This is a genomic window from Paenibacillus sp. Y568 (assembly GCF_059445545.1).
The window spans coordinates 152,839-179,654 of the sequence record NZ_JCAIUM010000003.1; the positions used below are offsets into that span (position 1 = coordinate 152,839).

Annotated in this window: 24 protein-coding genes, 1 tRNA gene and 1 riboswitch; of the genes, 17 read left to right on the forward strand and 8 right to left on the reverse strand. The window is 41.9% G+C overall.

The window, feature by feature from the left end:
* The first annotated feature begins 72 nt into the window (after positions 1-72).
* The 3 genes from AC1D7X_RS05830 (at position 73) to arfA (ending at position 3,472) form a co-directional block, all read left to right on the forward strand.
* Positions 73-498 carry an Rrf2 family transcriptional regulator gene (locus tag AC1D7X_RS05830; RefSeq protein ID WP_495455850.1) on the forward strand — a complete coding sequence of 142 codons (426 nt, stop codon included), beginning with the start codon at positions 73-75 and terminating at the stop codon, positions 496-498.
* A 193-nt stretch (positions 499-691) separates the two neighbouring features.
* Entirely contained in the window at positions 692-1,753 is a 1,062-nt protein-coding gene (locus AC1D7X_RS05835) for a lactonase family protein (RefSeq protein WP_495455851.1), read from the forward strand.
* Positions 1,754-1,957: 204 nt separating this feature from the next.
* Positions 1,958-3,472 carry an arabinosylfuranosidase ArfA gene (gene arfA, locus AC1D7X_RS05840; protein ID WP_495455852.1) on the forward strand — a complete coding sequence of 505 codons (1,515 nt, stop codon included), beginning with the start codon at positions 1,958-1,960 and terminating at the stop codon, positions 3,470-3,472.
* A 127-nt stretch (positions 3,473-3,599) separates the two neighbouring features.
* Here the strand turns inward: arfA and AC1D7X_RS05845 are convergent, their stop codons facing one another.
* Entirely contained in the window at positions 3,600-4,535 is a 936-nt protein-coding gene (locus tag AC1D7X_RS05845; protein ID WP_495455853.1) for an ArsR/SmtB family transcription factor, read from the reverse strand.
* 370 nt (positions 4,536-4,905) lie between these two features.
* Between AC1D7X_RS05845 and AC1D7X_RS05850 the strand changes: the two genes are divergently transcribed.
* The 4 genes from AC1D7X_RS05850 (at position 4,906) to AC1D7X_RS05865 (ending at position 8,143) form a co-directional block, all read left to right on the forward strand.
* Positions 4,906-5,985, forward strand: coding sequence for a sulfate ABC transporter substrate-binding protein (locus AC1D7X_RS05850; RefSeq protein WP_495455854.1), 1,080 nt, complete (start codon positions 4,906-4,908; stop codon positions 5,983-5,985).
* A gap of 60 nt (positions 5,986-6,045) precedes the next feature.
* Complete coding sequence (gene cysT / locus AC1D7X_RS05855; RefSeq protein WP_495455855.1) at positions 6,046-6,879, forward strand: sulfate ABC transporter permease subunit CysT; 834 nt, start codon at positions 6,046-6,048, stop codon at positions 6,877-6,879.
* 48 nt (positions 6,880-6,927) lie between these two features.
* The gene (gene cysW / locus AC1D7X_RS05860) at positions 6,928-7,791 is read left to right on the forward strand and encodes a sulfate ABC transporter permease subunit CysW (protein WP_495455856.1); all 864 of its coding nucleotides are present in this window, start codon (positions 6,928-6,930) and stop codon (positions 7,789-7,791) included.
* A 127-nt stretch (positions 7,792-7,918) separates the two neighbouring features.
* On the forward strand, positions 7,919-8,143 hold the full coding sequence (locus AC1D7X_RS05865) for a YezD family protein (protein WP_495455857.1): 225 nt from the start codon (positions 7,919-7,921) through the stop codon (positions 8,141-8,143).
* A gap of 118 nt (positions 8,144-8,261) precedes the next feature.
* Here AC1D7X_RS05865 and AC1D7X_RS05870 read toward each other — a convergent pair whose 3' ends face one another.
* A complete protein-coding gene (locus AC1D7X_RS05870; RefSeq protein ID WP_495455858.1) occupies positions 8,262-9,200 on the reverse strand; it encodes a hypothetical protein in 939 nt (312 codons plus the stop codon).
* A gap of 531 nt (positions 9,201-9,731) precedes the next feature.
* Between AC1D7X_RS05870 and AC1D7X_RS05875 the strand changes: the two genes are divergently transcribed.
* Both AC1D7X_RS05875 and AC1D7X_RS05880 read left to right on the forward strand, forming a co-directional pair.
* Complete coding sequence (locus AC1D7X_RS05875; RefSeq protein WP_495474835.1) at positions 9,732-10,373, forward strand: NAD(P)-dependent oxidoreductase; 642 nt, start codon at positions 9,732-9,734, stop codon at positions 10,371-10,373.
* A 36-nt stretch (positions 10,374-10,409) separates the two neighbouring features.
* Positions 10,410-12,035 (forward strand): NAD(P)H-hydrate dehydratase, encoded by a 1,626-nt coding sequence (locus AC1D7X_RS05880; RefSeq protein WP_495455860.1) that lies wholly within the window; start codon positions 10,410-10,412, stop codon positions 12,033-12,035.
* A 68-nt stretch (positions 12,036-12,103) separates the two neighbouring features.
* Here AC1D7X_RS05880 and AC1D7X_RS05885 read toward each other — a convergent pair whose 3' ends face one another.
* The gene (locus AC1D7X_RS05885; RefSeq protein WP_495474836.1) at positions 12,104-12,559 is read right to left on the reverse strand and encodes a hypothetical protein; all 456 of its coding nucleotides are present in this window, start codon (positions 12,557-12,559) and stop codon (positions 12,104-12,106) included.
* A 301-nt stretch (positions 12,560-12,860) separates the two neighbouring features.
* Between AC1D7X_RS05885 and AC1D7X_RS05890 the strand changes: the two genes are divergently transcribed.
* Positions 12,861-13,064, forward strand: coding sequence for a hypothetical protein (locus AC1D7X_RS05890; RefSeq protein WP_495455862.1), 204 nt, complete (start codon positions 12,861-12,863; stop codon positions 13,062-13,064).
* Positions 13,065-13,328: 264 nt separating this feature from the next.
* Here AC1D7X_RS05890 and serS read toward each other — a convergent pair whose 3' ends face one another.
* Positions 13,329-14,627, reverse strand: a complete 1,299-nt coding sequence (gene serS, locus AC1D7X_RS05895; protein WP_495455863.1) for a serine--tRNA ligase — start codon at positions 14,625-14,627, stop codon at positions 13,329-13,331.
* A 378-nt stretch (positions 14,628-15,005) separates the two neighbouring features.
* Here serS and AC1D7X_RS05900 point away from each other — a divergent pair, with 378 nt between their 5' ends.
* From AC1D7X_RS05900 to AC1D7X_RS05915, 4 genes are all read left to right on the forward strand, one after another.
* Positions 15,006-15,533: a hypothetical protein gene (locus AC1D7X_RS05900; RefSeq protein ID WP_495474837.1), complete on the forward strand. Its 528-nt coding sequence runs from the start codon at positions 15,006-15,008 to the stop codon at positions 15,531-15,533.
* Between the two features lie 77 nt (positions 15,534-15,610).
* Positions 15,611-15,910, forward strand: coding sequence for a hypothetical protein (locus AC1D7X_RS05905; protein WP_495474838.1), 300 nt, complete (start codon positions 15,611-15,613; stop codon positions 15,908-15,910).
* A 648-nt stretch (positions 15,911-16,558) separates the two neighbouring features.
* Complete coding sequence (gene ssuE / locus AC1D7X_RS05910) at positions 16,559-17,128, forward strand: NADPH-dependent FMN reductase (protein WP_495455865.1); 570 nt, start codon at positions 16,559-16,561, stop codon at positions 17,126-17,128.
* A gap of 310 nt (positions 17,129-17,438) precedes the next feature.
* The gene (locus AC1D7X_RS05915) at positions 17,439-17,663 is read left to right on the forward strand and encodes a hypothetical protein (protein ID WP_495474839.1); all 225 of its coding nucleotides are present in this window, start codon (positions 17,439-17,441) and stop codon (positions 17,661-17,663) included.
* A gap of 281 nt (positions 17,664-17,944) precedes the next feature.
* Here the strand turns inward: AC1D7X_RS05915 and AC1D7X_RS05920 are convergent, their stop codons facing one another.
* From AC1D7X_RS05920 to AC1D7X_RS05935, 4 genes are all read right to left on the reverse strand, one after another.
* Positions 17,945-18,976, reverse strand: a complete 1,032-nt coding sequence (locus AC1D7X_RS05920) for a ribonucleotide-diphosphate reductase subunit beta (protein WP_495455867.1) — start codon at positions 18,974-18,976, stop codon at positions 17,945-17,947.
* Between the two features lie 428 nt (positions 18,977-19,404).
* Positions 19,405-21,738 carry a ribonucleoside-diphosphate reductase subunit alpha gene (locus AC1D7X_RS05925; RefSeq protein ID WP_495474840.1) on the reverse strand — a complete coding sequence of 778 codons (2,334 nt, stop codon included), beginning with the start codon at positions 21,736-21,738 and terminating at the stop codon, positions 19,405-19,407.
* A 51-nt stretch (positions 21,739-21,789) separates the two neighbouring features.
* Positions 21,790-22,290, reverse strand: a complete 501-nt coding sequence (gene nrdG / locus AC1D7X_RS05930) for an anaerobic ribonucleoside-triphosphate reductase activating protein (RefSeq protein ID WP_495455869.1) — start codon at positions 22,288-22,290, stop codon at positions 21,790-21,792.
* Positions 22,287-24,260 (reverse strand): anaerobic ribonucleoside triphosphate reductase, encoded by a 1,974-nt coding sequence (locus AC1D7X_RS05935; protein WP_495474841.1) that lies wholly within the window; start codon positions 24,258-24,260, stop codon positions 22,287-22,289. The genes nrdG and AC1D7X_RS05935 overlap by 4 nt, the downstream gene beginning before the upstream one ends.
* A gap of 180 nt (positions 24,261-24,440) precedes the next feature.
* Positions 24,441-24,700, reverse strand: a riboswitch (cobalamin riboswitch).
* A gap of 225 nt (positions 24,701-24,925) precedes the next feature.
* Here AC1D7X_RS05935 and AC1D7X_RS05940 point away from each other — a divergent pair.
* The 3 genes from AC1D7X_RS05940 (at position 24,926) to AC1D7X_RS05950 (ending at position 26,538) form a co-directional block, all read left to right on the forward strand.
* Positions 24,926-25,228 carry an MTH1187 family thiamine-binding protein gene (locus AC1D7X_RS05940; protein ID WP_495455871.1) on the forward strand — a complete coding sequence of 101 codons (303 nt, stop codon included), beginning with the start codon at positions 24,926-24,928 and terminating at the stop codon, positions 25,226-25,228.
* A gap of 74 nt (positions 25,229-25,302) precedes the next feature.
* Positions 25,303-25,374: transfer RNA gene (locus tag AC1D7X_RS05945), tRNA-Thr, on the forward strand.
* Positions 25,375-25,620: 246 nt separating this feature from the next.
* Complete coding sequence (locus AC1D7X_RS05950) at positions 25,621-26,538, forward strand: hypothetical protein (protein ID WP_495455872.1); 918 nt, start codon at positions 25,621-25,623, stop codon at positions 26,536-26,538.
* The last annotated feature ends 278 nt before the right edge of the window (positions 26,539-26,816 follow it).

The window sequence follows — 26,816 nt, forward strand, 5'->3', positions numbered from 1 at the left end:
TAGTAGATAAGCGCTAAACTTGACATTTAAAAACTGTTATGTATATAATTACAGATGAGAGGGAGCGATGAAATGAATAGTGAGTTTAATATTGCCGTCCATTGTTTAACCCTTCTTAGCTTAAAGAAAGACCATATGGCTAATAGTGATGAAATTGCTAAGAGTGTATGTACACATCCTGCACGTGTTCGTAAGGTATTGGGATTACTTCGGAAACAAGGTTATGTAACCACGAAGGAAGGTGTCGGTGGCGGGTATCTACTGAATGTAGATAGTGCGAAATTGACATTAGGCGACTTATATCGTCTGCTTGCACGTGGTTCGTTACAACCGAGTTGGTGTTCTGGAGGCGGAGAGTCAACATGTGTCGTATCCGGACATATACAAGAGGTTATGGAACGGATTTATAAAGGTGGAGAATTGGCACTTGAACTTCATTACGATACCATCACATTATTAGATGTTACTCGTGATATCCAGTCAGAGAACCATCATTAAAAATGAACTTAGCTTGATTAACTACTAAATTGGACGAGTCCTGCATAATACGCAGGACTATTTTTGTATAGGGATAAAGAATACATATGGAGAACTTAAAGTAGCGTTATGAGGAGAATTTACGGCAATTGTGATGTAAAAGCTTAGTAAATGGGTAATGATGTAGAGACAGTTATAAGGAGGGAGTATCTTCATGAATACTCAAAACGAAACGATCTTTTACACAGGAACACAAACAGAGGAAACAGAAAACGGTATTTTTCGATGCTCTCTTAACCAATTGGACGGATCAATGCGGGTTGTGAGTAGTATCGGTGGTATAGAGAATTCATCATATCTAGCTGTGAACTCAGTAGGTGATCGATTATATGCGGTTAGTGAAAAGTCAGAGGGCGAAGTCTTTGTCTATGCTATTGATAAGGAGACTGAAGAATTGCACTTATTGGATCGCGTGCCTACAGATGGAGCCGATCCATGTTATATAAGCTTATCCTTAGATGATCAATATGTATTCGTATCGAATTATTCAGGTGGGAATGTCAATGTATTCAGAATTGGCGATAATGGGACATTAAGTGAGCAGACAAGTATGGTAACCCATAAGGGCAGTGGTACTCATTCAGAAAGGCAGGATGCCGCGCATCCCCATTCTGTCTTCTCCGATTCATCGGGGGATTACGTCATGGTGTGTGATCTGGGTTTGGACCAGATCGTAATCTATCGTCTCAAAGAGGGGGAATTAGTAACCCATCGTGAAGTGGATCTACCACCAGCATCAGGACCACGCCATTTTGACTTTCACCCAACGAATAAATGGGCATATGGGCTAAATGAGCTAAGTAATGATATCACGGTGTTCAATTATGATGTGCGCACAGCTGATCTTCAGATCATACAGTGTATTTCAACACTTCCTGATGATTATCATGAAGAGAATACATCGGCTGATATTCACGTATCACCTTGTGGACGGTTCTTATATGCTTCCAATCGAGGGCATGACAGTATCGTATTATATTCGATAGATCAGGACACGGGTAAATTAACCGCGGAGGAGTGGATTACGACCTATGGGGTCTGTCCGCGCAACTTCTCCCTTCTGGATAGTGGATACCTTCTTGTTGCGAATCAAGAGAGTGGAAATATTATTTCTTACTTTATGGATCCTGACACGGGTCGCCTAACTGGAACAGGATTTCTATTAGAGGTTCCCAAACCAATGTGCATTCAACCTCTAGCAGCTATTGAAGAGTAAAAATAAGTTGAAGTAGACCTGATGCAGAATGTTTGCATCAGGTCTTTTTTATGCATTTTATCAATCGTGAAGAATGACTAGAAGTTGTTCGATATCTCGTTGACAAACAGGCATAACGTCGTTATATTCATAATATAATTATAAATGTATTACAAATATATTAATAAATATATTAATGAATGTCATGTGAAAGGATGTTAATCTATGAGCGCACAACTTCGGGCAAAAATGGTCATCGACAAAGATTTTCAAATTGGACGTGTGGATAAACGTATCTATGGATCTTTTATTGAACATTTAGGACGAGCGGTATATGGGGGATTATATGAACCAGACCACCCACTTGCGAATGAGCAGGGGTTCCGCAAAGATGTCATTGCGTTAGTACAAGAACTTCAAGTACCTATCATCCGATATCCGGGTGGGAATATGGTGTCTGCATACAACTGGGAAGATGGCGTGGGCCCGAAGAGTGAGCGTCCTAGACGGCTTGAACTAGCATGGCGGACAATTGAGAATAACCAAGTGGGTACGAACGAATTTATGGATTGGGGCAAAGCGGTCGGGGCTGACGTTATGATGGCGGTCAATCTGGGCACTAGAGGTATTGATGATGCACGTAACCTAATTGAATATTGCAATCATCCAAGTGGTTCGTATTATAGCGATTTGCGACGTAAACATGGGTATGAGCTACCGCATAAGATTAAGACTTGGTGTCTAGGTAATGAAATGGATGGTCCATGGCAGATTGGACATAAGACAGCAGAAGAATATGGTCGTCTAGCAGTAGAGACAGCGAAAGCTATGCGGTTAGTAGACCCTTCTATAGAACTTGTTTCATGTGGTAGTTCGAATACGATGATGCCGACGTTCCCCGAGTGGGAAGCAACGACGTTGACACATACTTATGATGCCGTAGATTTTGTGTCTCTTCACCAATACCATGGGAATGCAGAGAATGATTCCGCTAACTTTTTGGCAAAGAGTATGGAGACGGACCATTTCATTCGGACAATTATATCTACATGCGATTATATTAAGGCTAAGAAACGTAGTAAAAAAACAATGTATCTAAGCTTCGATGAGTGGAATGTATGGTATCACTCCCACGATTCCGATTCAAAGATAGACCCATGGACCGTGGCGCCACCGCAGCTGGAAGATGTGTATAATTTCGAGGATGCGTTACTTGTTGGAAGTATGTTAATTACGTTTCTTAAGTTCGCTGATCGTGTCAAAATGGCGTGCTTAGCACAACTTGTGAATGTTATTGCACCGATCATGACGGAGAATGGTGGCCGTTCATGGAAACAGACGATCTTCTATCCATATATGCACACATCTGTATTTGGACGTGGAATCTCGTTACATACCGTTAATTCTTCTCCGAAATATGACAGTAAAGACTACACAGATGTCCCTTATTTAGATGCAACAGCAGTATATAACGATGAAGAAGATCAGGTGACGGTATTTGCAGTCAATCGCCATTTAGAACAATCACTGACTCTATGTGCAGACGTACGTAGCTTCGAGGGATATGTCATCGTAGAACATATTGTGCTTGAGAATGATGGTGACCTTAAGGCTGTGAACACAGCGGATCATGAAGCGGTTATACCACATCATCATGGTCAATCGAAGATCGATAATGGGTCGTTAGAAGCCATCTTACCGAAAGCTTCATGGAATGTGATCCGCTTAGCAAAAGCTTAATTTCATTTCATGAACTATTTATGTCTTGAACAATACAAAAAGGGCTGTCCCAAATGTCATGAAGATGACTAGGGAAGGCCCTTTTTATTGTAGGAAAAGGTTGGGGAGAACTGGAGACTACTAGAGACTACGCTTCTATCTCTTTTGTGTGATGTGTTTCTTGGGTGTAGAAGAGCTTGAATATAATGTCCTGATTGTAGTTGCCGAACCCTGTGCCGAATAAGGTTAGGCCACCAATGTGTTGAGCGTCATCCAGAACGGCAATGCGGAACGTCCATTGTTTGTCTTCTATGGATAGCTGATCTAATCTCACATTGGAAATAAGATGACCATCCATGAAGGTACCTTCATCTGTAATTCGGATGCGCTTTAAGAGACCGTATTGGTTCACAATACTTGGCCACCAGGCAGGCGTGTGTTTCCCTCGCTTATCGCCGAAATCTCCTGGGCTAGTCCATGTTCCAAGGTGGATGTTATTTATATAAAAAGAAAGATCAGAAGGCCAATTATCATTCGTGAAAGGGGCCTCAGATGCTATTTCTAGTGAAATTTCAAGTTCTTGTGCCTTTTGACTCGAGAGTAGAAAATTAGGCACTTTGTATTCAATGAAGCCTTGTCCGAACCATAATATTTTGGCTTGAACCCGTTTCGAATCCAAGAAATAGCGAGGTTCGTCAAATTCGCCAATGACATGATCGATTGTAGCAAGACCACAGGTAGGTGTAATCTTGAAGTCTGTGTAATGTCCAACAGATACTTCCATCTGATGAAATTCACGAACTTCATCTAATGCACTGGGCATCATTATTTCTATTTTATCAGCGGCAAGGGAACAAATTTTTTGTACGCCACCTTTACCAGGAACCATACGGGTTGTGATCAGTTTTGCCTTTTCCAGCTTCTTGACATGCATCGTCATAATGGCACTACTGAGTCCTAGTGCTTCTGCTAATTCGCGAATGTTCATATGTTGTTTGGCTAATAGTTGAATCATATTTAATCTGACCTGACTTGCTAAAGCTTCATAGACAGGTAGGGAATGCTCCGATATGTCTAATTCCATGTGAAACGCTAACCTCCACTAATAGAATATAATTGATTAACAAATATATAAAGATTATACACTGATCTATGGATTGATAACAACGACATCGACAAGTAGTAGGTCTAATATATAATATATTTATCCTGCTTTAACAAAAAAAAGGTTTGACACTTTCCTACATGCTTATTACAATATCATTATACCTCACTAAACGGGTAGGAATAATTAAATATATTTCTTACCGTACAGACGGAGGAAGTCACGCGCATGCATTGCAGACACAGTTCTTTGAGAGCTGGTTTGACAGCAGCGATAGGGTGATTTTCCTGCGTCTGTTTTGCGTTCCTTTAGTCATAGGTGAGTAGAACAATTAGGAGTGATAATGATTATGAAAAAGGTGTTGAAGCAAGGGGTTCTCGTAGGTTGTGCATTACTAATGACAGCGGTGATAGCTGCATGTGGAAATAAAACGACAGAGAAAGAGAATGCGGCTCCAGCTACTACCGATACAAAGGTGACAGAAAAACTGAAGGATGTTGAAATTCTGAACGTATCCTATGACCCGACACGTGAGCTGTACGAAAATTACAATAAAGCGTTCGCTGCCTACTGGGAGAAAGAAAAGGGACAAAAGGTTACGATTAAGCAATCCCATGGGGGTTCAGGCAAACAGAGTAGATCGGTTATTGATGGATTAGAGGCAGATGTAGTCACATTGGCACTTGGATATGATATTGATGCACTTCAAGAGGATGGCCTCATTAACGAAGGTTGGGAAAGCAAATATGAGCTTAATAGCTCGCCCTACACATCAACGATCGTATTCTTAGTGAAGAAGGGAAATCCTAAGAACATTAAAGAGTGGTCTGATCTAATCAAGGATGATGTGGAAGTCATCACACCTAATCCAAAGACTTCGGGAGGGGCACGTTGGAACTACCTTGCAGCTTGGGGATATGCTTTGAAAGAGAACGGAAATGATGAGGCAAAAGCTCAAGAGTTCGTTAAGAATCTATTCACACATGTGCCTGTTTTAGATACAGGTGCACGTGGTGCGACAACGACTTTTGTAGAGCGTGGTATTGGTGATGTTCTGATCGCTTGGGAGAATGAAGCGATCCTATCCGTGAAGGAATTAGGTCCTGATAAGTTCGATATTGTGTATCCATCGGTAAGTATTCTTGCGGAGCCTCCAGTAGCTGTCGTGGATAAAGTGGTAGATAAGCGGGGAACACGTGAAGTATCCGAAGCTTATCTGAAGTATTTGTACTCAGAAGAAGGCCAGACCATTGCTGCTGAGAACTTTTACCGTCCAACACTCGACAGTGTGAAAGAGAAATTTAAAGATTCCTTCCCAAGTATTGAATTATTTACTTTAAAAGATGTGTTCGGCACATGGAAAGATACACAAGCGAAGCATTTCAATGATGGCGGCATATTTGATCAAATATATGTACCTGGTAAATAGATAGATCGCTATTAGCTGATCGACTCGTTGAGGTCGAAGGCAAGGAAAGGACACAAGGCTATGAGTCAAGTTAGAACGGTCCAGCGTAAAGTCATACCCGGGTTTGGACTTACGATGGGGTTTAGTGTTTTTTATCTAAGTGTGGTTGTTCTCATTCCTTTAGCTGCGTTGCTCTTTAACTCTACAGGATTAACTTGGGATAAGTTCTGGCAAGTAGCTACAGATCCACGTGTGTTAGCTTCTTATCGTATTAGCTTCATGACTGCGGCAGTAGCAGCATTGCTAGATACTGTGTTGGGACTCCTTCTTGCATGGGTACTAGTACGATATAACTTTCCTGGTAAAGCATTGTTTGATGCTTTGATTGATCTACCCTTTGCGTTGCCTACTGCCGTTGCGGGTGTATCATTAACGGCTCTGTACTCGCAAAATGGTTGGATAGGTTCCTTGTTGGAACCTCTTGGAATTAAAGTAGCCTTTACACCCTTAGGTATAACTTTAGCACTGATGTTTATCGGTATTCCTTTCGTAGTTCGAACTGTGCAACCAGTACTAGAGGATATGGAAAGAGATGCGGAAGAAGCGGCAGCTACTTTGGGAGCAGGACGCTTACGTACATTTTGCAAAATCATATTGCCTGCTATGCTGCCACCACTTCTAACTGGATTTGCTCTAGCTTTTGCAAGGGGGATTGGGGAGTACGGTTCTGTTGTATTTATCTCTGGTAATATGCCAATGAGAACCGAGATCGCCCCACTATTGATTATGTCGAAGCTCGAACAGTTCGATTACGCAGGTGCCACAGCTGTCGCTATTCTTTTATTGCTAATATCTTTCTTATTATTACTGATGATTAATTCACTACAACGCTGGGTGCGCCGAACCTCCCGTTAACCAAGGGATTCATTGCAACCACTTTGGGTAAAAGGGGGGGAAGGACAGATGGCGGAAACTGAGCATATCATAGCTTCACCAATTGGAAAAGGAGTCGTCTCTCCAGCAACAACCGAAGCGGGATGGGTGAAATGGCTACTCATCGGTACAGCGGCTGTGGTGTTACTGTGGTTGATTGTACTTCCACTCGTCATTGTATTAACAGAAGCTTTGAAAAAAGGTTGGTCGGTGTATGCCGCCGCACTAAGTGATCCGGATGCCATGTCCGCCTTAAAGCTAACGTTACTTGTTGCACTTATCACGGTTCCGTTGAATACTGTGTTTGGTGTAATCGCTGCATGGGCAGTCACGAAATTTAAATTCCGTGGTAAAGGATTATTAATTACCTTAATTGATCTTCCCTTCGCAGTCTCACCCGTAATTGGAGGATTGATTTATGTCTTGGTATTTGGAGCTCATGGTTGGTTCGGCCCTTGGCTCGACGCTCATAATATCAAGATTATATTCGCCGTACCTGGTATTGTGATCGCTACATTATTTATAACGTTCCCCTTCGTAGCCAGAGAACTTATTCCATTGATGGAGGATCAGGGCGTACAAGAGGAGGAGGCTGCGGTAACTTTAGGTGCTCGGGGTTGGACCATCTTTTTCAAAGTGACATTGCCTAATATTAAATGGGGCTTACTTTACGGGATTATTCTATGTAACGCTAGAGCGATGGGGGAGTTCGGAGCGGTATCTGTTGTATCGGGTCATATTCGAGGAGAGACAAATACGTTGCCACTTCATGTCGAGATTCTATATAACGAATATCAGTTTTCAGCCTCCTTTGCAGTCGCCTCTCTATTGCTTCTATTAGCGATGGTAACGTTGCTTTTAAAGAGCTGGTTCACAAGGAAAAATGCCCATTGACATCTCTTTCCAGTTCGTGCTAAGGTTAATTCATACTAATCAGGTTGGATAAGGTTGCTTTAAAATGAAACTTAATATAAGTCCAGTCTTGAGACATAATCATTATCCTGGCGAAGGAGGCGATACTGTGGCAAAACCACTTCAAGTGGATGAAGTATGGTTGGGGCGAATTGCAGAGCTCTTGAATAATATGGAATTTGGCTCACTTCAAATCGTGGTACACGAAGGACAGATCGTTCAGATGGAACGAACAGAGCGGAAGCGATTTGAGAATAAGCCCTCAGGAGTCGCCAAGGCCAGTTCTGCTCCTCGCTCAGGCACACGACATTTTAGAGAATCAAGTTCTCATTAGACGATGAGTTAAAAAGAATAGCCCCGCTGTTTAGAACGAACGTTTCCTTCATGATAGAAGCGTTCGTACGGCAGCGGGGCTATTTCGATTAGAGAATCAATGTGTCTTCTAGACATCATTATTTATTGTGCTTTCGTCTGGAACGTGTTGGTAATTTTGATAATTCTGGTTCCTGAGTGGACGAAGGATAGAATAACGTCTCTTCTTCTATCAACGAGGATTTATCGGGCATAAGATCACGACCTGCATAAGGGCGTTCACGACGTGTGCGTTTTGTAGTGAGGCTGAATCCCGCTATATAAAGAAGTACCTGAACACCGATAATATAAAGTGCCACATTTAATCCTAACCCATGGAATACGGCGACAGCCGAGATCAATACATACAGAGTTGTATGAATAAGATGATGTAGAAATCGGTGAGTGTACATAAAGACGAGGTAAAGTGAACCCGTTGCGAACATACAAGAGATAAAGCGAGCCCATGCATTCACAATCCCCCACGGAGAAGAAGCGAAGCTTGGTAGTTCTATAAGAGTCTGATATAGCTGTAAACTCCATACAAGAATTGCAACGACGGCCATAAAGGGTAGAGCTGGTTTCAATAATACCCAGAAGCTAACCCCCCAGTTAGGGCGATCCCATTTGCGCAAAAGGGTGCTTTGCTCCCCAATCCTTTGATTAACCTCATATACCCAAGACTTATAGAGTATCGACAAACGAGATTGATCTCGTTCTCTTATATAAGCATCAATCTGTTCATGAAGACCTCTTGTTAGTAGGGGTGCGGCCTTGCATTCCTCCAGAAGCGTAATAAGTTGACTTACTTCCTCTGGGCTATGGCCCTCATGTTCCATCATTTCACCAAGGGGAGCCGTTACACGACTATATAGTCTTAAAGAATGCTGTAGACGTTTTAATTGTTCCTTGCCGGTACTTTGGAGTTGCAGAGCTGTGCGTATGTACATCCATATAAACAATACAACCGCTAGACCAGCCATGATAAATCTTTCTATTGTAGAGAGCGTGTTGATGAAATCAGTCACGGTAAGGAGCAACCTTGATCCCCCCTTCATTATTCTACTTTCACTATTGCACAAGGACATTAATATATCAAGGAGATGAAGGCATGGGACAACTCCCAACCCATTTCCTACGGTAGAGGCTCGATCTCTCAAGAGGAAGACAATAGCAATGACATGCAAGATCAGAGCAAGATCTAGCGGTGACTAGCCGTGAGGGAGAATGTACGTCCCACTATAAGTGGATTAGCGAAGAAGGCTTCAGTGCAAACGTGATCCATTTTAAAAGCTTAGATATAGTTTGCATTTAATGGAACCAACCGTTTCATTCTTTATTGAATAGGGGATTCTAAGCTAATCAGCTTATATAATCATTCCGTTGATATTACCTCCCTAATGTAATTATATGATTGACGTATAATTATATATATATAACCCAGTCTTTACTTTTTAGGAACAGATATGCATATTAGGGGTGTAACGATGAGCTCAAGGTGGTAAGATAACAGGACGAATTAACATAACTTATGGCTTGTAAGCCTGAATATATAGAAAGAAGGAATAGAAATGTTGGATGTTAAAATGGTATTGTTCGGTGCAAATGGAAGGATAGGACAACTTATTATGAAAGAGGCTTTAGATCGAGGGTATCAAGTCACTGCTGTGGTGCGTGATCTGACCCGTATGCAAGAGCAATATGAGAATCTGAATGTGGTGGAAGCCAATGTCATGAACGTAGACGATGTAGCTTCCATTTGTGAAGGGCATCAACTCATCATCAGCGCAGTAGGTGCATCCCTTGGAGCAGAAGAGGAATTACTGACTGTAGCTCATTCACTCGTTGAGGGCGCGCGTCGTTCAGGCGTATCTCGTCTTATGGTGGTGGGTGACGCTGGAAGTCTTGAAGCGGCACCAGGAGTCCTATGGATGGATACGGATGAATATCCTCTAGAGAATAAACCAGTTGCTGTAGCCCATGCCAAAGCGTATGAGATCATTAGTCAATCTGACTTGGAGTGGACATATTGTAGTCCACCAGCGGAAGTCATTTTTGGACGACGTTCGGGTCATTTCCGTATTGGAACGGACAAGCTTATTCTAGATGAGAGTGACAGAAGTGCTATTTCAGCAGAGGACTATGCTGCTGCGATTATTGATGAAGTGGAAGATCCATACTTCGTACGCGCTCGATTCACGGTGGCATACTAGCTTTAATACCTTGTGTAGGTAAAGGAGAGATGCTTGATGTATGTAGTCACATCAGAACAGATGAGAGAGCTAGATCACGATACGATATGTTCGGTTGGCATTCCTGCTGTTGCGCTAATGGAGAATGCAGGTAGAGCCATTGCGGAGGAAGTTATCGCTTGGTGTCGTCATCGACATCAGCAGGATCATGGATATCAAGGGCATCATCAACAGGCACCTACACTGACTTCCAATAATCATATGATTTCGGCTGATGAGTCACTCTATCTAGAAAATGCGAAGAGGGAGCATTGGTTCATTATCATTGGCAAAGGGAACAACGGTGGTGATGGATTGGTAGCGGCCCGTCATCTTCATGAATCTGGATTCAAGGTCACCCTAATCTATGCAGATCATCCTGATCGGTTACAAGCAGAAGCAGCTATACAACGCGATGCGGCAACTGCAATGGGGCTATCTTCCCGTATCTTCGGAGTAGATGAGGTCGATTTCAGCGATTGCACGGGCATCGTAGATGCATTGCTAGGTACAGGTTCAAAAGGTGCGCCCCGTGCGCATTACGCGGAGTTGATTCATGCGGCTAATCAGAGTGGAAAAGACATTGTAGCGGCAGATATTCCAAGTGGATTGAACGTCAATACGGGCGAACTCTATGATCCGTGTATGAGAGTGGTTAGAACGGTTTGTCTTGCTTTTCTAAAGCGCGGACTTGTGCAGTATCCCGGTGCTGAGGCAGCCGGGGACATCGCTGTCCGCTCGATTGGTATTCCTTCGGATTTATGTAGGAAGCAAGGGATTGCTACCTACTTATTAACGAAGGAAGTTCTGCGTGATGTCCTGCAAGTGGACATCACGCGGAGACGCACGCCCGATGCCCATAAGGGCACATTTGGGCATGTGCTTCTTGCCGCAGGCAGCCTGCCGATGAGCGGAGCAGGCTTGCTGTCCGCTCGCGCCGTCCTTCGGTCTGGCGGCGCGTTGGTCACTTGGGCGCTACCCGGGAGCGTGCTCCCGCATATGGTGGGCGCCGCCCCAGAAGTGATGCTGGCTGAAGCCGCATCAACTGAGTGGGATGAAGCATCAGCTAGAAACGTGCTGAAGCTTGCAAGTAGTCGTGATGTATTGGCTGTAGGTCCTGGGCTGGGTCGTTTCAATGGGGACTTCAATTGGCTACGCACACTATGGGAAGAGGCGACTTGTCCTATGGTGGTGGACGCAGATGCACTAAATATGCTTGCAGCAGCTACGGATGTCCCATTCTGGAAGCCTCGAAGTACGAGTACGGTACTCACACCTCATCCCGGAGAAATGGCCCGCTTAGTGGGCAAATCTACGAAAGAGATACAGAATGATCGAATCGAGGTTGCCGTGAACTATGCGGTATTGCATGGCGTTACGCTCGTCCTTAAAGGGGCGAGAACCGTCATTGCTACACCTGATGGCAATGCCTACATCAATACAACAGGACATGCCGGTATGGCAACAGGTGGAGCTGGAGACGTACTTACAGGTATTATAGCCGGATTACTCGCACAAGGATTTAATGGTCCACAGGCAGCCGCATTTGGGGTATATTTGCATGGACTTGCAGGTGAGATCGTATCAAGTCAACGAGGGAATCAAGCTTCTCTGATCGCAAGTGATCTGATTGAAGCATTATGATAGGGGTTTACATCTCAAATATTATCTCAAATATCTTTTCTAAGGGTTCAATACATCTGTGGTTCTCATTACACAAATAGCCATAAACATACGATAGGGAGTAGCCACGCTAACATGACTGAGGTGAAATAGCGCTCCCGCAATATCGTTCTACCATAGTAGAACAAGAGAAGGATTCCTATTCCTAGTACACCACTGAACCATAAGCTTCCGCTTCCATACACGGTGGAGAAGGAACCTATAACATATCCCCAAATAGACAACAAAAAAAGGGATTTCGTTCTGTTGAGTGGAGGAATTAGAGCATATACGGCATCCCAAGTAACGGATGCTATCATAATTATGCTATAGATCCATTGTTCAAGAGAGATTGAAATGATCCGAGTTGTGATGTAATCATCCGTTACGGTCGCTATAAGATTCAATAATAGAAAGGCAATCGCTCCACAAGCAAGCTTATTGATCACGTAAAACCCAATGCGTATGCGCCACATCATAGGTGTGTAATTTTTGGTTTGCATCATGTCATCCTCTCTACATACGTACAATAATATAAGTATCAATTCCTTCCCAATAGTATAGTCATCTGCCCATCTTAAGGTTCTAGGCGTATGCCCAGATACAAGCCATGTTTAGAGCATAGAAGAGTAACCTTTTAGACACATATTAAGCGCTTACATAGTTAACAATGGCGTGTATCTGTGTTATCATGAAAGCGTAAACAAAATTGTATAGCAAGCAAGACCTTGCTGTATTCCTTCAGTGACTGAGGATGGATTCATAACGGCAGGGCGAGGCTTGCAACCATTCAGGAGGTTGAAGGATATGTATGAAGGATTTATTGAAATGCAACATGTGGTAACACGGGTTCAGTATTTAAGAAATGAAGGTCAAGGATTGGATGAATATCATAGAATTGAATTTGGATATGAACGTAACAATCTTCACACACCAGAACTTTTAGGATCCAGAGAAGATTCCGAAGTGTCTAACGAAACAACTAAAGCAAAAAAATGGTGGCAGCATTAATCTGTACCATTCATCATCATAGATTGCTAAATTTGAATGCTCACGAAATGTTAAGCTAGTGGGATCATTTTGGAACAATATTTATATAAAAAGGGGAAATACGGAGAAAGGCTATTTACCATGAATGACGTGGTAGATAGCCTTTTTGGTTCGATCATTATTATTTATGAATATATGGATGGTTAATCATATTAATGAATGTTAAAGTCTCCTAGACCTAAGAAATGGCTAGAGATACCTTCCGTGAAATTAATAGGGGTAGCTTTATTCGAATGTATTACCCTGTGGTGAGATTAATCGTTCCATTCCTCCCATATAAGGGCGTAGTGCCTTGGGAATATAGATAGATCCATCCTCTTGTTGATGATTCTCAAGCAAAGGAATTAGAATACGTGGTGAGGCAACGGCCGTATTGTTTAGCGTATGGCAGAATTGAAGCTTACCCTCAGCATCTCGGTATCTAATATTAGAACGTCGAGCTTGGAAATCTAGGACATTAGAAGACGAATGTGTCTCACCATATGCCTGTCGGCTAGGCATCCATGTCTCGATATCATATTGTTTGTACGTTTTTTGAGACATATCTCCTGTACATACCGACATCAGACGATAGGGAAGCTCTAATAGTTGAAGGATCTCCTCTGCATGTCCTGTAATTTCCTGCAGTATTGCCTCTGATACCTCCGCATTATTCTTACAAAGAACCACTTGTTCGACTTTGGCGAACTGATGAACTCGGTATAGACCTCGCACATCCCGTCCAGCCGATCCAATTTCTTTACGGAAACAGGCAGACATGCCAGCTAATTTAATGGGTTCGGATACGTCAATGATTTCATCGCTGTAATACGATACTAACGATACCTCTGATGTACCAACTAACCATTTATCTTCACCCGTTATTTCAAAAGTCTGATCGGCTCCCGTTGGGAAAAATCCCGTTCTTGTGAGTGCTTCCGGACGGACCATAACCGGAACATCCATGGCGGTAAATCCATAGCTAGTAAGTAAATCCAGTGCTAAGCGTTGAACCGCTAGATGTAAATATAGACCAGATCCCTTGAGAAAATAGTTTCGACTTCCGGCAGCCTTGACGCCACGGGGAATATCAATAAGATCATGGAGTTCACCTAGTTGCACATGATCTAACGTCTCAAAGGCGAACACTGGGGGAGTCCCAACTCGTCTAATCTCGACATTGTCATCATCATCTCTTCCTACAGGGGTGTCAGGAGATACAATGTTAGGGGCCAATATCATCCTTTGTTCATATTGATCATTTGCTTGCGTTAAAGCCGATTCCTGAATCGTTAGTTGTTGATTAATCTGTTTGACTTGTGCTTTAAGAGGTTCTGAATCTGCGGGATTTCCTTCATGAATGATTGTAGCGATGGTAGTTGTCATGCGATTACGCTCGGCTCTTAAATCCTCTATCTGTTTCAAAAGGTCGCGTCTTTGCTGATCCCAGTAGAGTAAATCCGTTACCGAGAGTGTTATCTTTTTCTGTTCGGCAGTTCTTTGTACCAAGTCTGGATGGTTACGAATAAATTGAATATCTAACATATCTCACGAGCTCCTTTGTCTAAAAAAATACAAAAAACGCCCTCATCCTTTGGGACGAGGAGCGTCTGCTCGCGGTGCCACCCAACTTGATTCAAGCTGTTTATACAGTCTTGAATCCTCTTGGTTCCGTTATAACGGTCGGATGCCGGTTAACTTAGGGAGAGGGAACACCTTCTCCGGTCGCAAACGCCTCCCAGTTGGATTCTGATCATAGGCGTAATATCACTGTTCAATTCGTTGTCGTTCAGTATAGCTTATACAAAACATAAATTCAACAACCAGTTCAAAGAGCGTTCAAAGAGAAAGAAATCACTTACGATATAACCCGGTACATATAAGATTAAATGTAATAAATTAGTGTTTTAAAAAGGAGCACTTATGAAAAAAGTGTTATTATTCGGCCTATTATCTGTAATTATTTTTTTCGCACCTAGTTATGTGCAAGCTTCTGCCATTGTGACTGCGGATGAGCAGGATTTCGTCACTCAACTTGGCGCAGAGCAGATACAACAATTTGAAGACCTCTACATAAACAATAATAATAACCATAACCAATCACTGAATTCAGCTGATAAGCGACCTAGCGTTGGGGCTATTGTGATCGCTACTGATTCGGAAGAGTTGAGACTGATTACCGAACATATCGCTTTGATGAAACATTATGATATATATATGTATCCGGATCTTCCGAAGGAACATCCATATGAGGATGTATTAATCATTGGTAATGTGAATGTCGTTGGACAGAAATATGTAAAGAGATATGTAACCGAACAAGAAATACGAGATTTATATAATGAATTGCTACCTTCTCCTGACTTATACGTGTATGTGGAGAGTAAGGAGTATCGTAACGAAGTACTGTATATGGCGGTACTCGCAAAGGAAGGCTCATTTTTGATTTAGGAGAGATTCCAAATCATAAGACCTATTTGGCATGGTTCGTCACTCCGAAGCAATTTAGTGGGGAGAAGTATGCTGCGATGTTCCATAGATTTGACCAGGTACGTGGGATAGGTGTTCTGATGGCTTCCACACCAGGTGAAGTCAATTTGCTACTGAATAGATCCTTTTATTATGATGATCTGCAGGTTAACAAACTTTTATATCGTTATAGTGATTCCAATTGGGTAGACACGAATACCGAGAAGGAAGGAGATTGGATTCGAATTACTCAAGGCGAAAGGGCAGGCATAGATCTTCATTGGCTCGAGAAGGCCTCGTATATCAACATTTTTGCGCATGGTGCTCCATCGGGTTTAAAGAGGGGAATCTCATATTGAGCACCCGTTACAGTGTTAAAGGAGTCATTTATAAATTCATATCCACGTCGGTGGATTATGTACAGGTTGGTATTTCGCAAGTCATAGAAAACATATTATTCATAGGTGGGTTGTTGGTCTTGCTCACTCCTTTTATGATCGAATGGTATAGGTACGGAGCAGGTATCAAGATTGGCATGTATTGTCTCTTCATAGGATGCTATATCTGGCACTAGAGAATGTGATGTTTGGTTTACCGATTATTTCTTGGAAGAGGTTAATCATATATAGTATAACGCTGTTCTTATTCAACACTTCGCGCCGTGGGGTCACTTTTAAATCAATCTATATGCTTTTTCGGTCGTATTGTGTGGATTGATGGTATTCATTGTATTGGTTGTAACCCTGTTGTACTATTCATTGTTGTTCGTAGTTCAGTACTTTATTTATAGATATATAGGTCCACGGCTAGGCATCCAAAAAGTGCACTCTGAGATGGAGAACTTAAGGTAGAGGGCCTTTACCCTCGAATAATTGACAATAGGTACATGGATTGGTACGATCATTTAAGCATAGTGATTATATCGGAATTGGAATATCTTTAGGTTTAAATCGTTATAAATATTATAAATAGAGCATGATATCTATATGGAAAAGGAGAATGAAATCATGGCTAAAATTGTTATCATAAATGGAAATCCAAGTCTGACTTCAAGACTTACGGCAATCATTGAATATGTAGAGAAAATTCTCGAAACATCAGGATTCGAGGTAAGTCGTATTGATGTGGCTAAGCTTCCGCCAGAGGATCTTATTCATACAAAGTTTGAAAGTGAATATATCGTCAAAGCGAATGGGCTCGTAGCCGAAGCAGATGCGGTTATTATTGCAAGTCCAGTGTATAAGGCATCTTTTACGGGCGTCCTTAAGACATTCTTGGACCTTATTCCTGAAAAGGGTCTAGCAGGTAAGATTATGTTACCTTTGTTTATCGGTGGGAGTCTTGCACACTTACTTGCCATTGATTATTCCTTAAAGCCTGTACTCTCCGCGCTTGGCGGCCGTCACATTCTTGGTGGGGTCTACACGGTAGATTCCCAAGTGGTACGTACAGAAGATGGGGGTATGGACATCGCTGAAGAATTACGCTCACGTCTGCACGATGCGTTAGAGGAATTGGTAAAGGAAACAAGTTTAAGAAGCGAGTATAAACATACAGAGAACGAATACAAGTTGTAAAAAATAATTGCTGCCCGTGCTGTTAGAATGAGGCGGAGTTGGGACTGGTAACAGTTCTGCTCCGTCTTTTTTTAAAATATAAGAATTTATAAGTGTTTCTGCTTATAAATAGTCTTATATTTCAACGCTAAACGTGATTCAGGTTCCTGCTATTGAAAAGGAAAATACTACGGTCGAGCAGGAGATTCAAGATATACTGAAGGAACAAGAAGAGTATAAGCCATTCTTAACAGAAAAAGGTTATGAAGCATTCGCAGTAAATAGGCAAAACGCCATAGCCACAATATACGCAGTTAAGAATAAGGTGAATATGAAGATAAATAAAATTGATTTTGAAAATATGAACCAAGCAAACATGGAAAAGGACACTTTTTCTTTTAGATACAGTATAGATATCGAACTAAGTCCTTCAGAACTGACTTCCTCTAGAGGAACAAGTGTTGTAACCAAGACAGGAAACATGACAGTGGTTAAAGAGAATGATGTATGGAAAGTACTCAAGGATAATGATAAAGGGTTTTTGGGCGAAGAATGACAGGAGATATATGAGAACCATGAATGGTGGTTCCTACATGTGTTTGGCCGCCATCATGTTACGCGACTCCGCGCTGGGAGTTAATGAAGAAGGGGAATATGAATAAAGGAGTGGGATGATGAAAAAGAGAACTTACTTAGCTATTGGATTGGGATTATCCATTTTTATAGGAATGGCAAACGGAGGTATCCAGGCCGTTGAAGCATCATAAAAACTAAAAGGGAGGTAGCCTATAAGAACAGGCTACCTCCCTTTTTTAACGTTACCCATGAAATTAAGAATTACAAATCATCAAACCCGTTATCGTCTCCGACCTTACCGTAGTTACGGGACTTCGCTTCGAAGAAATCCGTCTTCGTTGAATTCAAAGCATCGTCTGAGAAAGGCTTAATCCAAGGCATACAGTTTACATCCACACCTTGATAAGCTTTGTCCATTCCCATTAATGTAAGACGTTTGTTCGCTGTATATTTGATATAATCCTCAAGCTCATTTAGATCGATACCAGCTACGTTAACGAGTGTGTAATGTGCCCAATTGGTCTCTAATTGAACAGCTTCATCAATAGTCTTGTAGACGTAGTCCATGTTTTCTTTGGTGTTGAGCTCTGGGAAATCAACGAGCAGCTGTTTGAACACCTCTGCGAAGAAATAGCAGTGTTGATTCTCATCGCGTTGAATATAGGAGATCATCTGGCTTGTACCCATCATTTTCTGATCACGTGCCAAGTTGTAGAAGAAGGCAAATGTACTGTAAAAGAAAATACCTTCAAGAATCAAATCCGCTACCATAGCATGGAAAAATGTCTGTGGCGTCTGTTCATTGCGGAAGCTTTGATAAATATCTGAAATGAAACGATTGCGTTCAAGAAGAACCGGATCATGTTTCCAATATTCAAAAATTTCTTTCTGCTCTTGATCCGACACAATGGATGAAAGGACATAGGAATACGATTGATTATGGACAACTTCTTGTTGACCAATAATAGCCGAAATGGCTTCTAAAGATGAGTCCGTGAAATAACGTTTCACATCTCCTACAAACATCGTCTGCATAGAATCTAACACAGCAAGTAGTGAAATATTAATCTTGAAGACGCGTTGCTCTTCAGGATCCAATCTTGCGAATTGCTGTGCATCCTTGGACATCGGAATTTCATCTGCAATCCAGTGATTCAATAATAGTACCTTATAAAGTTTATACATATGAGGCATACGGATATCGTTCCAGTTCAGAATACCTGAACATTCACCTTCGATAATCCGTGTAGATTGATTGGGTGCTTCCGTATTGAAAATTTGTTGCAATTTCATATCTATATACTCCTTCATAAATATTTCTGGGTTGACCCCTTTCCGCATTTGCGAAGCAAACAGGAGGGATGGAGCTAAGTGTTAACGCTATAGGCTCGCTCTTATCTGTGTGATTTCCCGCATTTGCGGAGCAAACAGGAGGGGTTTAATCACTTCCCGCATTTGCGGAGCAAACAGGACCTGTAGCTCGAGGATGCCGAGAGCTACTCACTCTCTTCTCGCATTAGAGCGGGTCCCCGCTAACGCATTCGCGAAGCGAACAGGGGGACCAAACGCTCCTACCACGAAACGATCCTCACACAATGCTCCTAATTCTCTCGTTCCACCAAAAATTTTCAGGTGTCCAGAGGGCAGAGCCCTTGGGGCCCTCCCTTGGCAAGGGAGGGTTTGGGAGGGATCGAAAGGGGTTGGTCAAGGGAGCCAATCCCTTACGATGAGCAACTCTCACAATCATCAATCGTCAACGCCCGGCTTCTTACATAATAAGTTGATTTCATTCCTGCTTTCCAAGCATGAATATGCAAGGATAGGAAGTCCGTTGCCTTAATATCTGGACGAACATATAGATTGAAGCTTTGTCCTTGATCGACATGACGCTGGCGTGCAGAAGCCATGTTGATGGACCAATGTTGGTCTATATTAAATGCTGTTTTGTAGTACCACATCGTCTTATCAGATAGGTCTGGTGCAGGATTAGCAATCTTGTACGTTGTTTTCTCTTCATAAGATAGCAACTCATACAATGGATCAATGCTGGCTGTAGAGCCGGCAATAATAGAAGTAGAACCATTCGGTGCAATCGCGAACATCCAGGCATTACGTACACCATTCTGTTGTACTTCTTGTTGTAGATCTTGCCATTGGGAAGTCGTTACGAACTGACCTTCATGTTGTCCGTCTGTGTAACCACGTTGTGTGAAATAGTGACCACTTTCCCAATCAGAACCTTTGAATTTCGGATAATGACCCTTTTCTTTAGACAATTCCATGCTGGAACGAACAAGTAAATAGTTGATTTTCTCATAAAGATTATCGTTATAAGTGACAGCTTCATCGGATTCCCAACGAATACCTTCGAGTGCAAGTAAATGATGAAGCCCGAAAGTTCCTAGACCAATGGCGCGATATTGACTGTTTGTATATTGCGCTTGAAGGACTTCAATATTATTGATGTCGATGACATTATCAAGCATACGTACTTGAATAGGAACGAGTCGATCCAATACACCAGCTGGAACAGCACGTGCCAAGTGAATGGAGTTCAGATTACAAACGACGAAATCACCAGGGATTTTGGAGATAATAATCCGAGTCTGGCCGTCTTTCGTAACCAATTCCTCCTTTTCCACAACCGTAGCGGATTGATTCTGCATAATTTCTGTACATAGGTTGGAGGAATAGACCATACCATGTGCACGATTGGGGTTAGCCCGGTTAACGGTATCACGGTAGAACATATATGGCGTACCAGTCTCAAGCTGCGATTTCATGACACGTTTCATAATATCGATGGCAGGGACGGTAATACGAGACAATAAAGGATGATTCACAGCTTCTTCATATTTATCACTGAACGAACCTTGTCCAAGACTTTCATCATAGAAATCTTCAAGGCCAAGAGGGCGACCGTTGTTGTCTGTCCAACCCATCACTTTCTTAACTTCATGAGGACAGAATAGGTTCCACATTCCGCGATTCTCTACAGCACTCATGAACAAGTCAGGAATACAAATACCGTGGAATACATCGTGCGCTCTCATACGCTCGTCCCCGTTATTTAATTTGAGGTCAAGGAATGCCAGGATATCTTTATGGAACACATCGATATAGACGGCGATTGCACCTTTACGTGTACCTAACTGATCTACACTAACAGCCGTATTGTTTAATTGGCGTATCCAAGGAATAATTCCTGAACTTGTGTTCTTATGTCCGCGAATATCTGAACCACGTGCTCTAACTTTACCAAGGTAGACACCGATCCCACCGCCCATTTTGCTAAGACGAGCTGTATCTGTGTTAGAATCGAAGATTCCCTCTAAAGAGTCATCTACCGTATCAATGAAACAACTGGATAGTTGTCCAGCTACTTTTTTACCTGCATTCGACATGGTTGGTGTGGCAGCAGTCATATAGAGATTGCTCATAGCCCAATAAGATTCTTTGACAAGCTCCATACGTCTCTCAGCAGGCTCTTTGTGCATAAGGAACATCGCAATGATCATGTATCTTTCCTGCGGAAGTTCCATCACATGTCCATCAAAGTCTGTTGTAAGGTAACGTTCTGTTAATGTTAAGAGTCCAATATAATCGAATAGAAGATCGCGCTTGTAGTCAATAAGTTCAGCAAGTTCTTCGATCTGTTCTTTTGTATAGTATTCAAGCAATTCTTCGCGGTATATGCCTTTTTGTACTAAATCTGTGATCAACGGGTAAAGTGCGCCGTATGGCTCATCTGCATATGATTTATAGCGACGATGATGTGCAGCTTTTTTATATAAAGAAGTAAGTAGGGAACGAGCCGCAGCAAACTTCCAATTCGGTTCTTCTTTGGTGACAAGCTCTAAGGATGACATCGTAAAAGCATTGCTAATGTCTTCTCCTGTCACTTCATCACGGCGTAGCTTAGATAGTACCCCTCGGATTAATTGTTCCTTATTAAGCATGTCCAATCCTTCTAGCAGGCGATCTGCATAGACGGAGAGACGTTGCTCATCAAAGGCAAGTTGGCGATTATTTGGTTTAACGACGGATTGTGGCATAGGTAGGGGTCTTCCTTTCAATATATGTTTTTCAATTTTGAATATTTAAAATTACAACTGCATAGCATCTTCGTGGCTCAAATTTGCCTGAATATCTATAATACGCTGATTTGAACTTCCACGATAGGGGAGAGTGATATTTTTTAAAGATTCTATATAAGGACCATCGATGACGACTTGGCATTTCCGAAGTAGACGGTATTCTGCTGATTCAGGTTGTGCTATAAGATCCTCATATATATAGCCTGTATAGATCCACACAGAGAAGTTAGGAAGAGACTCCCGAACTTTATCGATAAAATGAGCAGCCTCATCAGCAGAGAAGAAAGGATCTCCTCCAGCTAATGTCATGCCTTCAAGTAACGGATTATTAACCATTTCAGTAATGATCTCTTGTTGACGTTGTTCCGTAAAAGGTTCTCCGTAGTTGAAATTCCACGTTTCCGGATTGAAGCAACCTGCACATCGATGACGACACCCACTTAGAAAGATGACGGTGCGTAGGCCATCACCTTCATTAATGGACTCAGGATAGTAGCCACAAATATTCATTGGTGTTTGACCCGATCTTGTACTTCGGCTTGCTTAGCTGCGTTAAAACGAGTCTGATAGTCACCCGTTAGGTAGCCGGTTACCCGGCGTAAGCGATACATAGGGATGTCTGATTCATGAGTTCCACATTGCGGACAAGTATCTCCGATGATGCCTTCATAGTGGCATGATCCGCAACGATCAATTGGATGATTAATACTGAAGTAGCTGATATTCTGTTGTAATGCATATTGCACTATTTTGAGAAAAGCACTCGGGTTGCTGCGTACATTTCCATCTAATTCAACATAAGAGATGGCACCTGCATTGCATAATTCATGAAAAGGAGCTTCAAGTGAAATTTTACGTGCAGCCGGTAGCTTATAATACACCGGAACATGAAAAGAATTCGTATAATATTCACGATCCGTTACACCCGGAATGGAACCAAATACTTCTCGATCCTTTTTAGTGAATTTACCTGACAATCCTTCAGCTGGAGTGGCCATCAAAGTGATGTTAAGGTCATATTCCTCACTCTTATCATCACAATAACGACGCATCGAAGAGATCAGAGCTAACGCCTTAGCATACACTTCATCGCTCTCAGCATGATGTTTACCATACATAGATTTCATACATTCGGCCAGACCAATGAATCCTATGGACAAGCTACCATGTTTCAAGCAATTTTCCACGGTATCGTCAGGATTAAGCTGTTCTCCACCTTCCCAGACTCCTTCACGCATCATGAAGTCGGAGGCTTTGGCAGGTTGTCGAGATTGAATCTTGTAGCGGTGTAGAAGACCATCAAGAGCAATATTTAAGAAATGATATAAATCTTGATAGAACCCTTCTTCATTAGGTGTTGTGCGGCCATTGACCATACCGTGTTGAATGCCTAATTTAACAAGATTAATCGTATTAAAGGAAAGATTGCCCTTACCTGCCAAGTGATTACGCCCATGTCGATCTGCAAGAACGCGAGTGCGACAACCCATTGTAGCAAATTCGGTGTTAGGATCAGTCGGATCATAATACTGCAAGTTGAAAGGAGCATCAATGTTAGCGAAATTAGGATACAAACGTTTCGTTGAACATTCGATTGCCTTTAAGAAAAGATGATAGTTTGGATCTTCTAGCGATTGATTAATACCCCGTTTACATTTGAAAATTTGAATAGGGAATACAGGTGTTTCTCCATTACCGAGTCCGTTCATTGTTGCGCTGAGTAAGCTGTCAATAATCATGTGTCCCTCAGGGGAGGTGCAGGTGCCATAATTGATACTAGTGAATGGAATCTGCCCACCAGCACGACTAGACATCGTATTTAGATTATGAATTAAACTCTCAGCAGCTTGGAGGCATTCTGTCTTCGTCTCTTGCATGGCAAAAGCGTAAGAATGGGGGTGAGAAACGGATAACGTTATATTATCTATAGTGATGTCTTGTTCTTCTATGGAATGATTCTCATTGAAGTATTGTACCCCTTTATTAAAATGCTTCGCAAATGACATGGCGACATATGGAGCCAAATCATGATCCAATTTGCTCCCTGAAACTCCACCATATTGAGAATTCTGCTGACATTGAAATATTATCGCAACTAAGGCCATAGCGGTTGAGATCGACTTCGGGGAACGGACGCTGCCGCTTCCTGTACTAAAGCCTCGCGCTAGGAGTTTGTCGAATGGGATGAAGATACAATTCGTACTTCCTACCGCATATTGATCAAGGTCGTGCACATATAGATCATTATGATCCACAGCAGCCATGAGTTGTTCAGGTAATATGTAATATCTGGCGTACCATTTAGCATATTCGCTACCGAATTTACCTATTTTCCCTGAAAAGCTTTCTCCATTCAGGTTGGCGTTCTCACGTAGCATCTCTACATTAAGACTCTCTGAAATATCGTGCCCAAGACTTGCTACCTCTCGTAACATTACCTCTGCTTCAGAGGTGCGATTTCTTGATTCCATAAGTACCATTGAACTGATTCCACCCTTCGGTTAAGAAATGCCATGATTGTCGCGTCATGTTGTATTCCATCTGACAATCCATCAGACAAAAAAAGCACTCCTAGGAGGTTGCTCAGGACATGCTACTATATTCTCCTGGTTACAAAACCGAAGTGAAAAGTAACAATTCCTATGTCCTCGTAGGATTTGTTGAATTATGTCGAACAGGCAGGTCTCCTGACTCTCTCAAGTAAACGACCCTTGTCCATTTAGGAGGTAATCGTTTAAGCGACACTAGCGCCTTCCCATAAGTTTGTGCTCACAGTGGCAATTGCCGTGTCTATTGGTCTGCAATATGCAGGTCAATTCTTGAGTTACAGTGGCGGGACCGTGATGGATTTGCACCATTCTTCCCTTTTAAGATCCGTATGTGATGTACCAACCGGATCACCTGTTTTTACTATATTTAGTATTGTTATATAAATCTAACTCAATATATTGTGTTTGTAAACAGTCGATTATGAAATAATATCTATAAAAAAGTGTGAAACTTTTCCCAAGCCCGCTACCACTAACCTTTGGAGTGTTTTGATTTGTGATATGAAATTTTTGTGTCTTCATTTTGCTAAATATTTGCGAGTTGGCTAGAATAAGAACATATAAATAATTATAAATAGCTTTGGAGGTATGATGAGATGGCAATAGCTGAAGTTACTATTATTCCGATTGGAACGCAGACGACAAGCCTAAGTGCTTACGTTGCGGATATGCAACGGGTTCTAAAGGAACAGCAAGGTATAACGTATGAACTAACATCCATGAGTACAATTATTGAGGGGCCTCTTGAATTAGTATGGAAAGCTATAGCTACATTACATGAATCTCCATTCCTAGCGGGAGCAGAGCGGGTCTCAACTTCGGTGAAATTGGATGATCGTCGTGATAAATTTTCTTCTAGTGCACAGAAATTACAGTCTGTTCAGGATAAGTTAAAGTAGGATCTATCTACCAGAGCATATAATGTGAATTAGCAGTACAATAATCATTGTGTAAAGGCAAGTTAGGTTCTTAGGCTGGTGTAGCTCAGGGGTAGAGCAACGCACTCGTAACGCGTAGGCCGGGGGTTCAATTCCCTTCACCAGCATTTTTGAGAAGGCTTACGGGGCGCGGTTTTCCGGTTGTGCGGAGATCGCGTTTTATTTATGTCTTTTTATAATGTCCCTATAAGGAGTTTGGAGACTACAGCAATTGGATAAATGAACAACCCTTTTCTGACTAATATTAAACACTCTTTCCCCGCCTCTAGTCCAGTAATTTACTAGTCCACAGACCGGTGTTATTAATTACCTAATATTGTATAATAATGACAACGTAACATCGTGAGACTGAAATGCAGGACTATCAAATGAAGGAGCGATTATTTAATATGGGGATCCATTATAAGCCAATGCTGATTGCAGCATTCGTATTCGTAGGTTTGTTGTCTGGCTGTACGAATAATACCGAAACGATTCAGAGCGGAATTGGTGAAGCAGTAGAAGGGATTAGGGATAAAGTACAAGATACAGCCTTAGATTTGAGTGATGAGTTGAAGAGGAATGGCATTCACCAAGAGATTTCATACACACAAGAGGTGGATAATTCAGTATCGGCACTTCAGGTGGACCATGAGGTAGGTAACATTGTGGTGAAAGGAACTTCTGGTGATAAGATTAACGTGACTGCTACAATTTGGTCTCTAGACAAATCATCCCGTGATGATAAATATCAAGAGATCATGGATCACGCGGAAATTGCTGTCGTTGTAAATGGAGATCAGTTAGAGGTCGTTACACATCCTAAGGGGAATGAGAAGCTTAATATGTGGAAGTGGGCAAAGAAAGAGTATGGATTCTCAAACTTCAGTATTGATTATGTGATAGAGATACCAGATCGGGTTAAAAATTATGACATCTTCAGTGAAGTTGGTGAGATTAATTTAAGTAACCTGAGAGGTGTATATGATGTTCATAATAACGTGGGTTCAGTAAGTATCGAAGGAGCTCACATTGAAGGGAAATCTAGTATAGTATCCGAAACGGGTAGTCTTCAACTGGGTATTGATCAAATGAAAGAAGATAGTAGTCTCAAAGTGAAGACAGAAGTAGGTGCCATTGTTGCGAACCTGGCTGAATCCCTTCAATGTAGTCTGGAGACGAAGACTGAGGTGGGTAGCATCACAGGAGTTTCTAAAGGGAAAAGCGACATCAATGGCGGCGGTCCACTGTTGTCACTAACGTCCTCTGTCGGTTCAATTACGGTGAATTAGGCGTTTAAATCGATATTCATTAAAGGATATATCAATAAAGACATATAAATATATTGACAAAGTCATCCATTTGGATGGCTTTGTTCGTTTTTGAGAATAAGTAATTACAATAATTGCGTAATATTGAGATATAGAGAGCATGAATGAGCAAGGAGTTGATTGTTATTTTTGTAACCGTTACCATCAACCTAAATGCTTCTTATTTCCTTCTAGGTGGGGTTCAAGTCACCTTTACACTCATTTGGAGCGGGTGTATGATTCATAACGAAATATAAATT

Bases quoted from the DNA above. Each gene is read 5' to 3' on its own strand.
- AC1D7X_RS05935 (WP_495474841.1), bottom strand. From the start codon at position 24,260: ATGGTACTTATGGAATCAAGAAATCGCACCTCTGAAGCAGAGGTAATG.
- AC1D7X_RS05915 (WP_495474839.1), top strand. From the start codon at position 17,439: ATGAAGATAAATAAAATTGATTTTGAAAATATGAACCAAGCAAACATG.
- serS (WP_495455863.1), bottom strand. From the start codon at position 14,627: ATGTTAGATATTCAATTTATTCGTAACCATCCAGACTTGGTACAAAGA.
- AC1D7X_RS05940 (WP_495455871.1), top strand. From the start codon at position 24,926: ATGGCAATAGCTGAAGTTACTATTATTCCGATTGGAACGCAGACGACA.
- AC1D7X_RS05920 (WP_495455867.1), bottom strand. From the start codon at position 18,976: ATGAAATTGCAACAAATTTTCAATACGGAAGCACCCAATCAATCTACA.
- AC1D7X_RS05905 (WP_495474838.1), top strand. From the start codon at position 15,611: ATGTTCCATAGATTTGACCAGGTACGTGGGATAGGTGTTCTGATGGCT.
- AC1D7X_RS05850 (WP_495455854.1), top strand. From the start codon at position 4,906: ATGAAAAAGGTGTTGAAGCAAGGGGTTCTCGTAGGTTGTGCATTACTA.
- AC1D7X_RS05875 (WP_495474835.1), top strand. From the start codon at position 9,732: ATGTTGGATGTTAAAATGGTATTGTTCGGTGCAAATGGAAGGATAGGA.
- AC1D7X_RS05950 (WP_495455872.1), top strand. From the start codon at position 25,621: ATGCAGGACTATCAAATGAAGGAGCGATTATTTAATATGGGGATCCAT.
- AC1D7X_RS05830 (WP_495455850.1), top strand. From the start codon at position 73: ATGAATAGTGAGTTTAATATTGCCGTCCATTGTTTAACCCTTCTTAGC.
- ssuE (WP_495455865.1), top strand. From the start codon at position 16,559: ATGGCTAAAATTGTTATCATAAATGGAAATCCAAGTCTGACTTCAAGA.
- AC1D7X_RS05835 (WP_495455851.1), top strand. From the start codon at position 692: ATGAATACTCAAAACGAAACGATCTTTTACACAGGAACACAAACAGAG.
- AC1D7X_RS05890 (WP_495455862.1), top strand. From the start codon at position 12,861: ATGTATGAAGGATTTATTGAAATGCAACATGTGGTAACACGGGTTCAG.
- AC1D7X_RS05925 (WP_495474840.1), bottom strand. From the start codon at position 21,738: ATGCCACAATCCGTCGTTAAACCAAATAATCGCCAACTTGCCTTTGAT.
- AC1D7X_RS05885 (WP_495474836.1), bottom strand. From the start codon at position 12,559: ATGATGCAAACCAAAAATTACACACCTATGATGTGGCGCATACGCATT.
- cysW (WP_495455856.1), top strand. From the start codon at position 6,928: ATGGCGGAAACTGAGCATATCATAGCTTCACCAATTGGAAAAGGAGTC.
- arfA (WP_495455852.1), top strand. From the start codon at position 1,958: ATGAGCGCACAACTTCGGGCAAAAATGGTCATCGACAAAGATTTTCAA.
- cysT (WP_495455855.1), top strand. From the start codon at position 6,046: ATGAGTCAAGTTAGAACGGTCCAGCGTAAAGTCATACCCGGGTTTGGA.
- nrdG (WP_495455869.1), bottom strand. From the start codon at position 22,290: ATGAATATTTGTGGCTACTATCCTGAGTCCATTAATGAAGGTGATGGC.
- AC1D7X_RS05845 (WP_495455853.1), bottom strand. From the start codon at position 4,535: ATGGAATTAGACATATCGGAGCATTCCCTACCTGTCTATGAAGCTTTA.
- AC1D7X_RS05900 (WP_495474837.1), top strand. From the start codon at position 15,006: ATGAAAAAAGTGTTATTATTCGGCCTATTATCTGTAATTATTTTTTTC.
- AC1D7X_RS05880 (WP_495455860.1), top strand. From the start codon at position 10,410: ATGTATGTAGTCACATCAGAACAGATGAGAGAGCTAGATCACGATACG.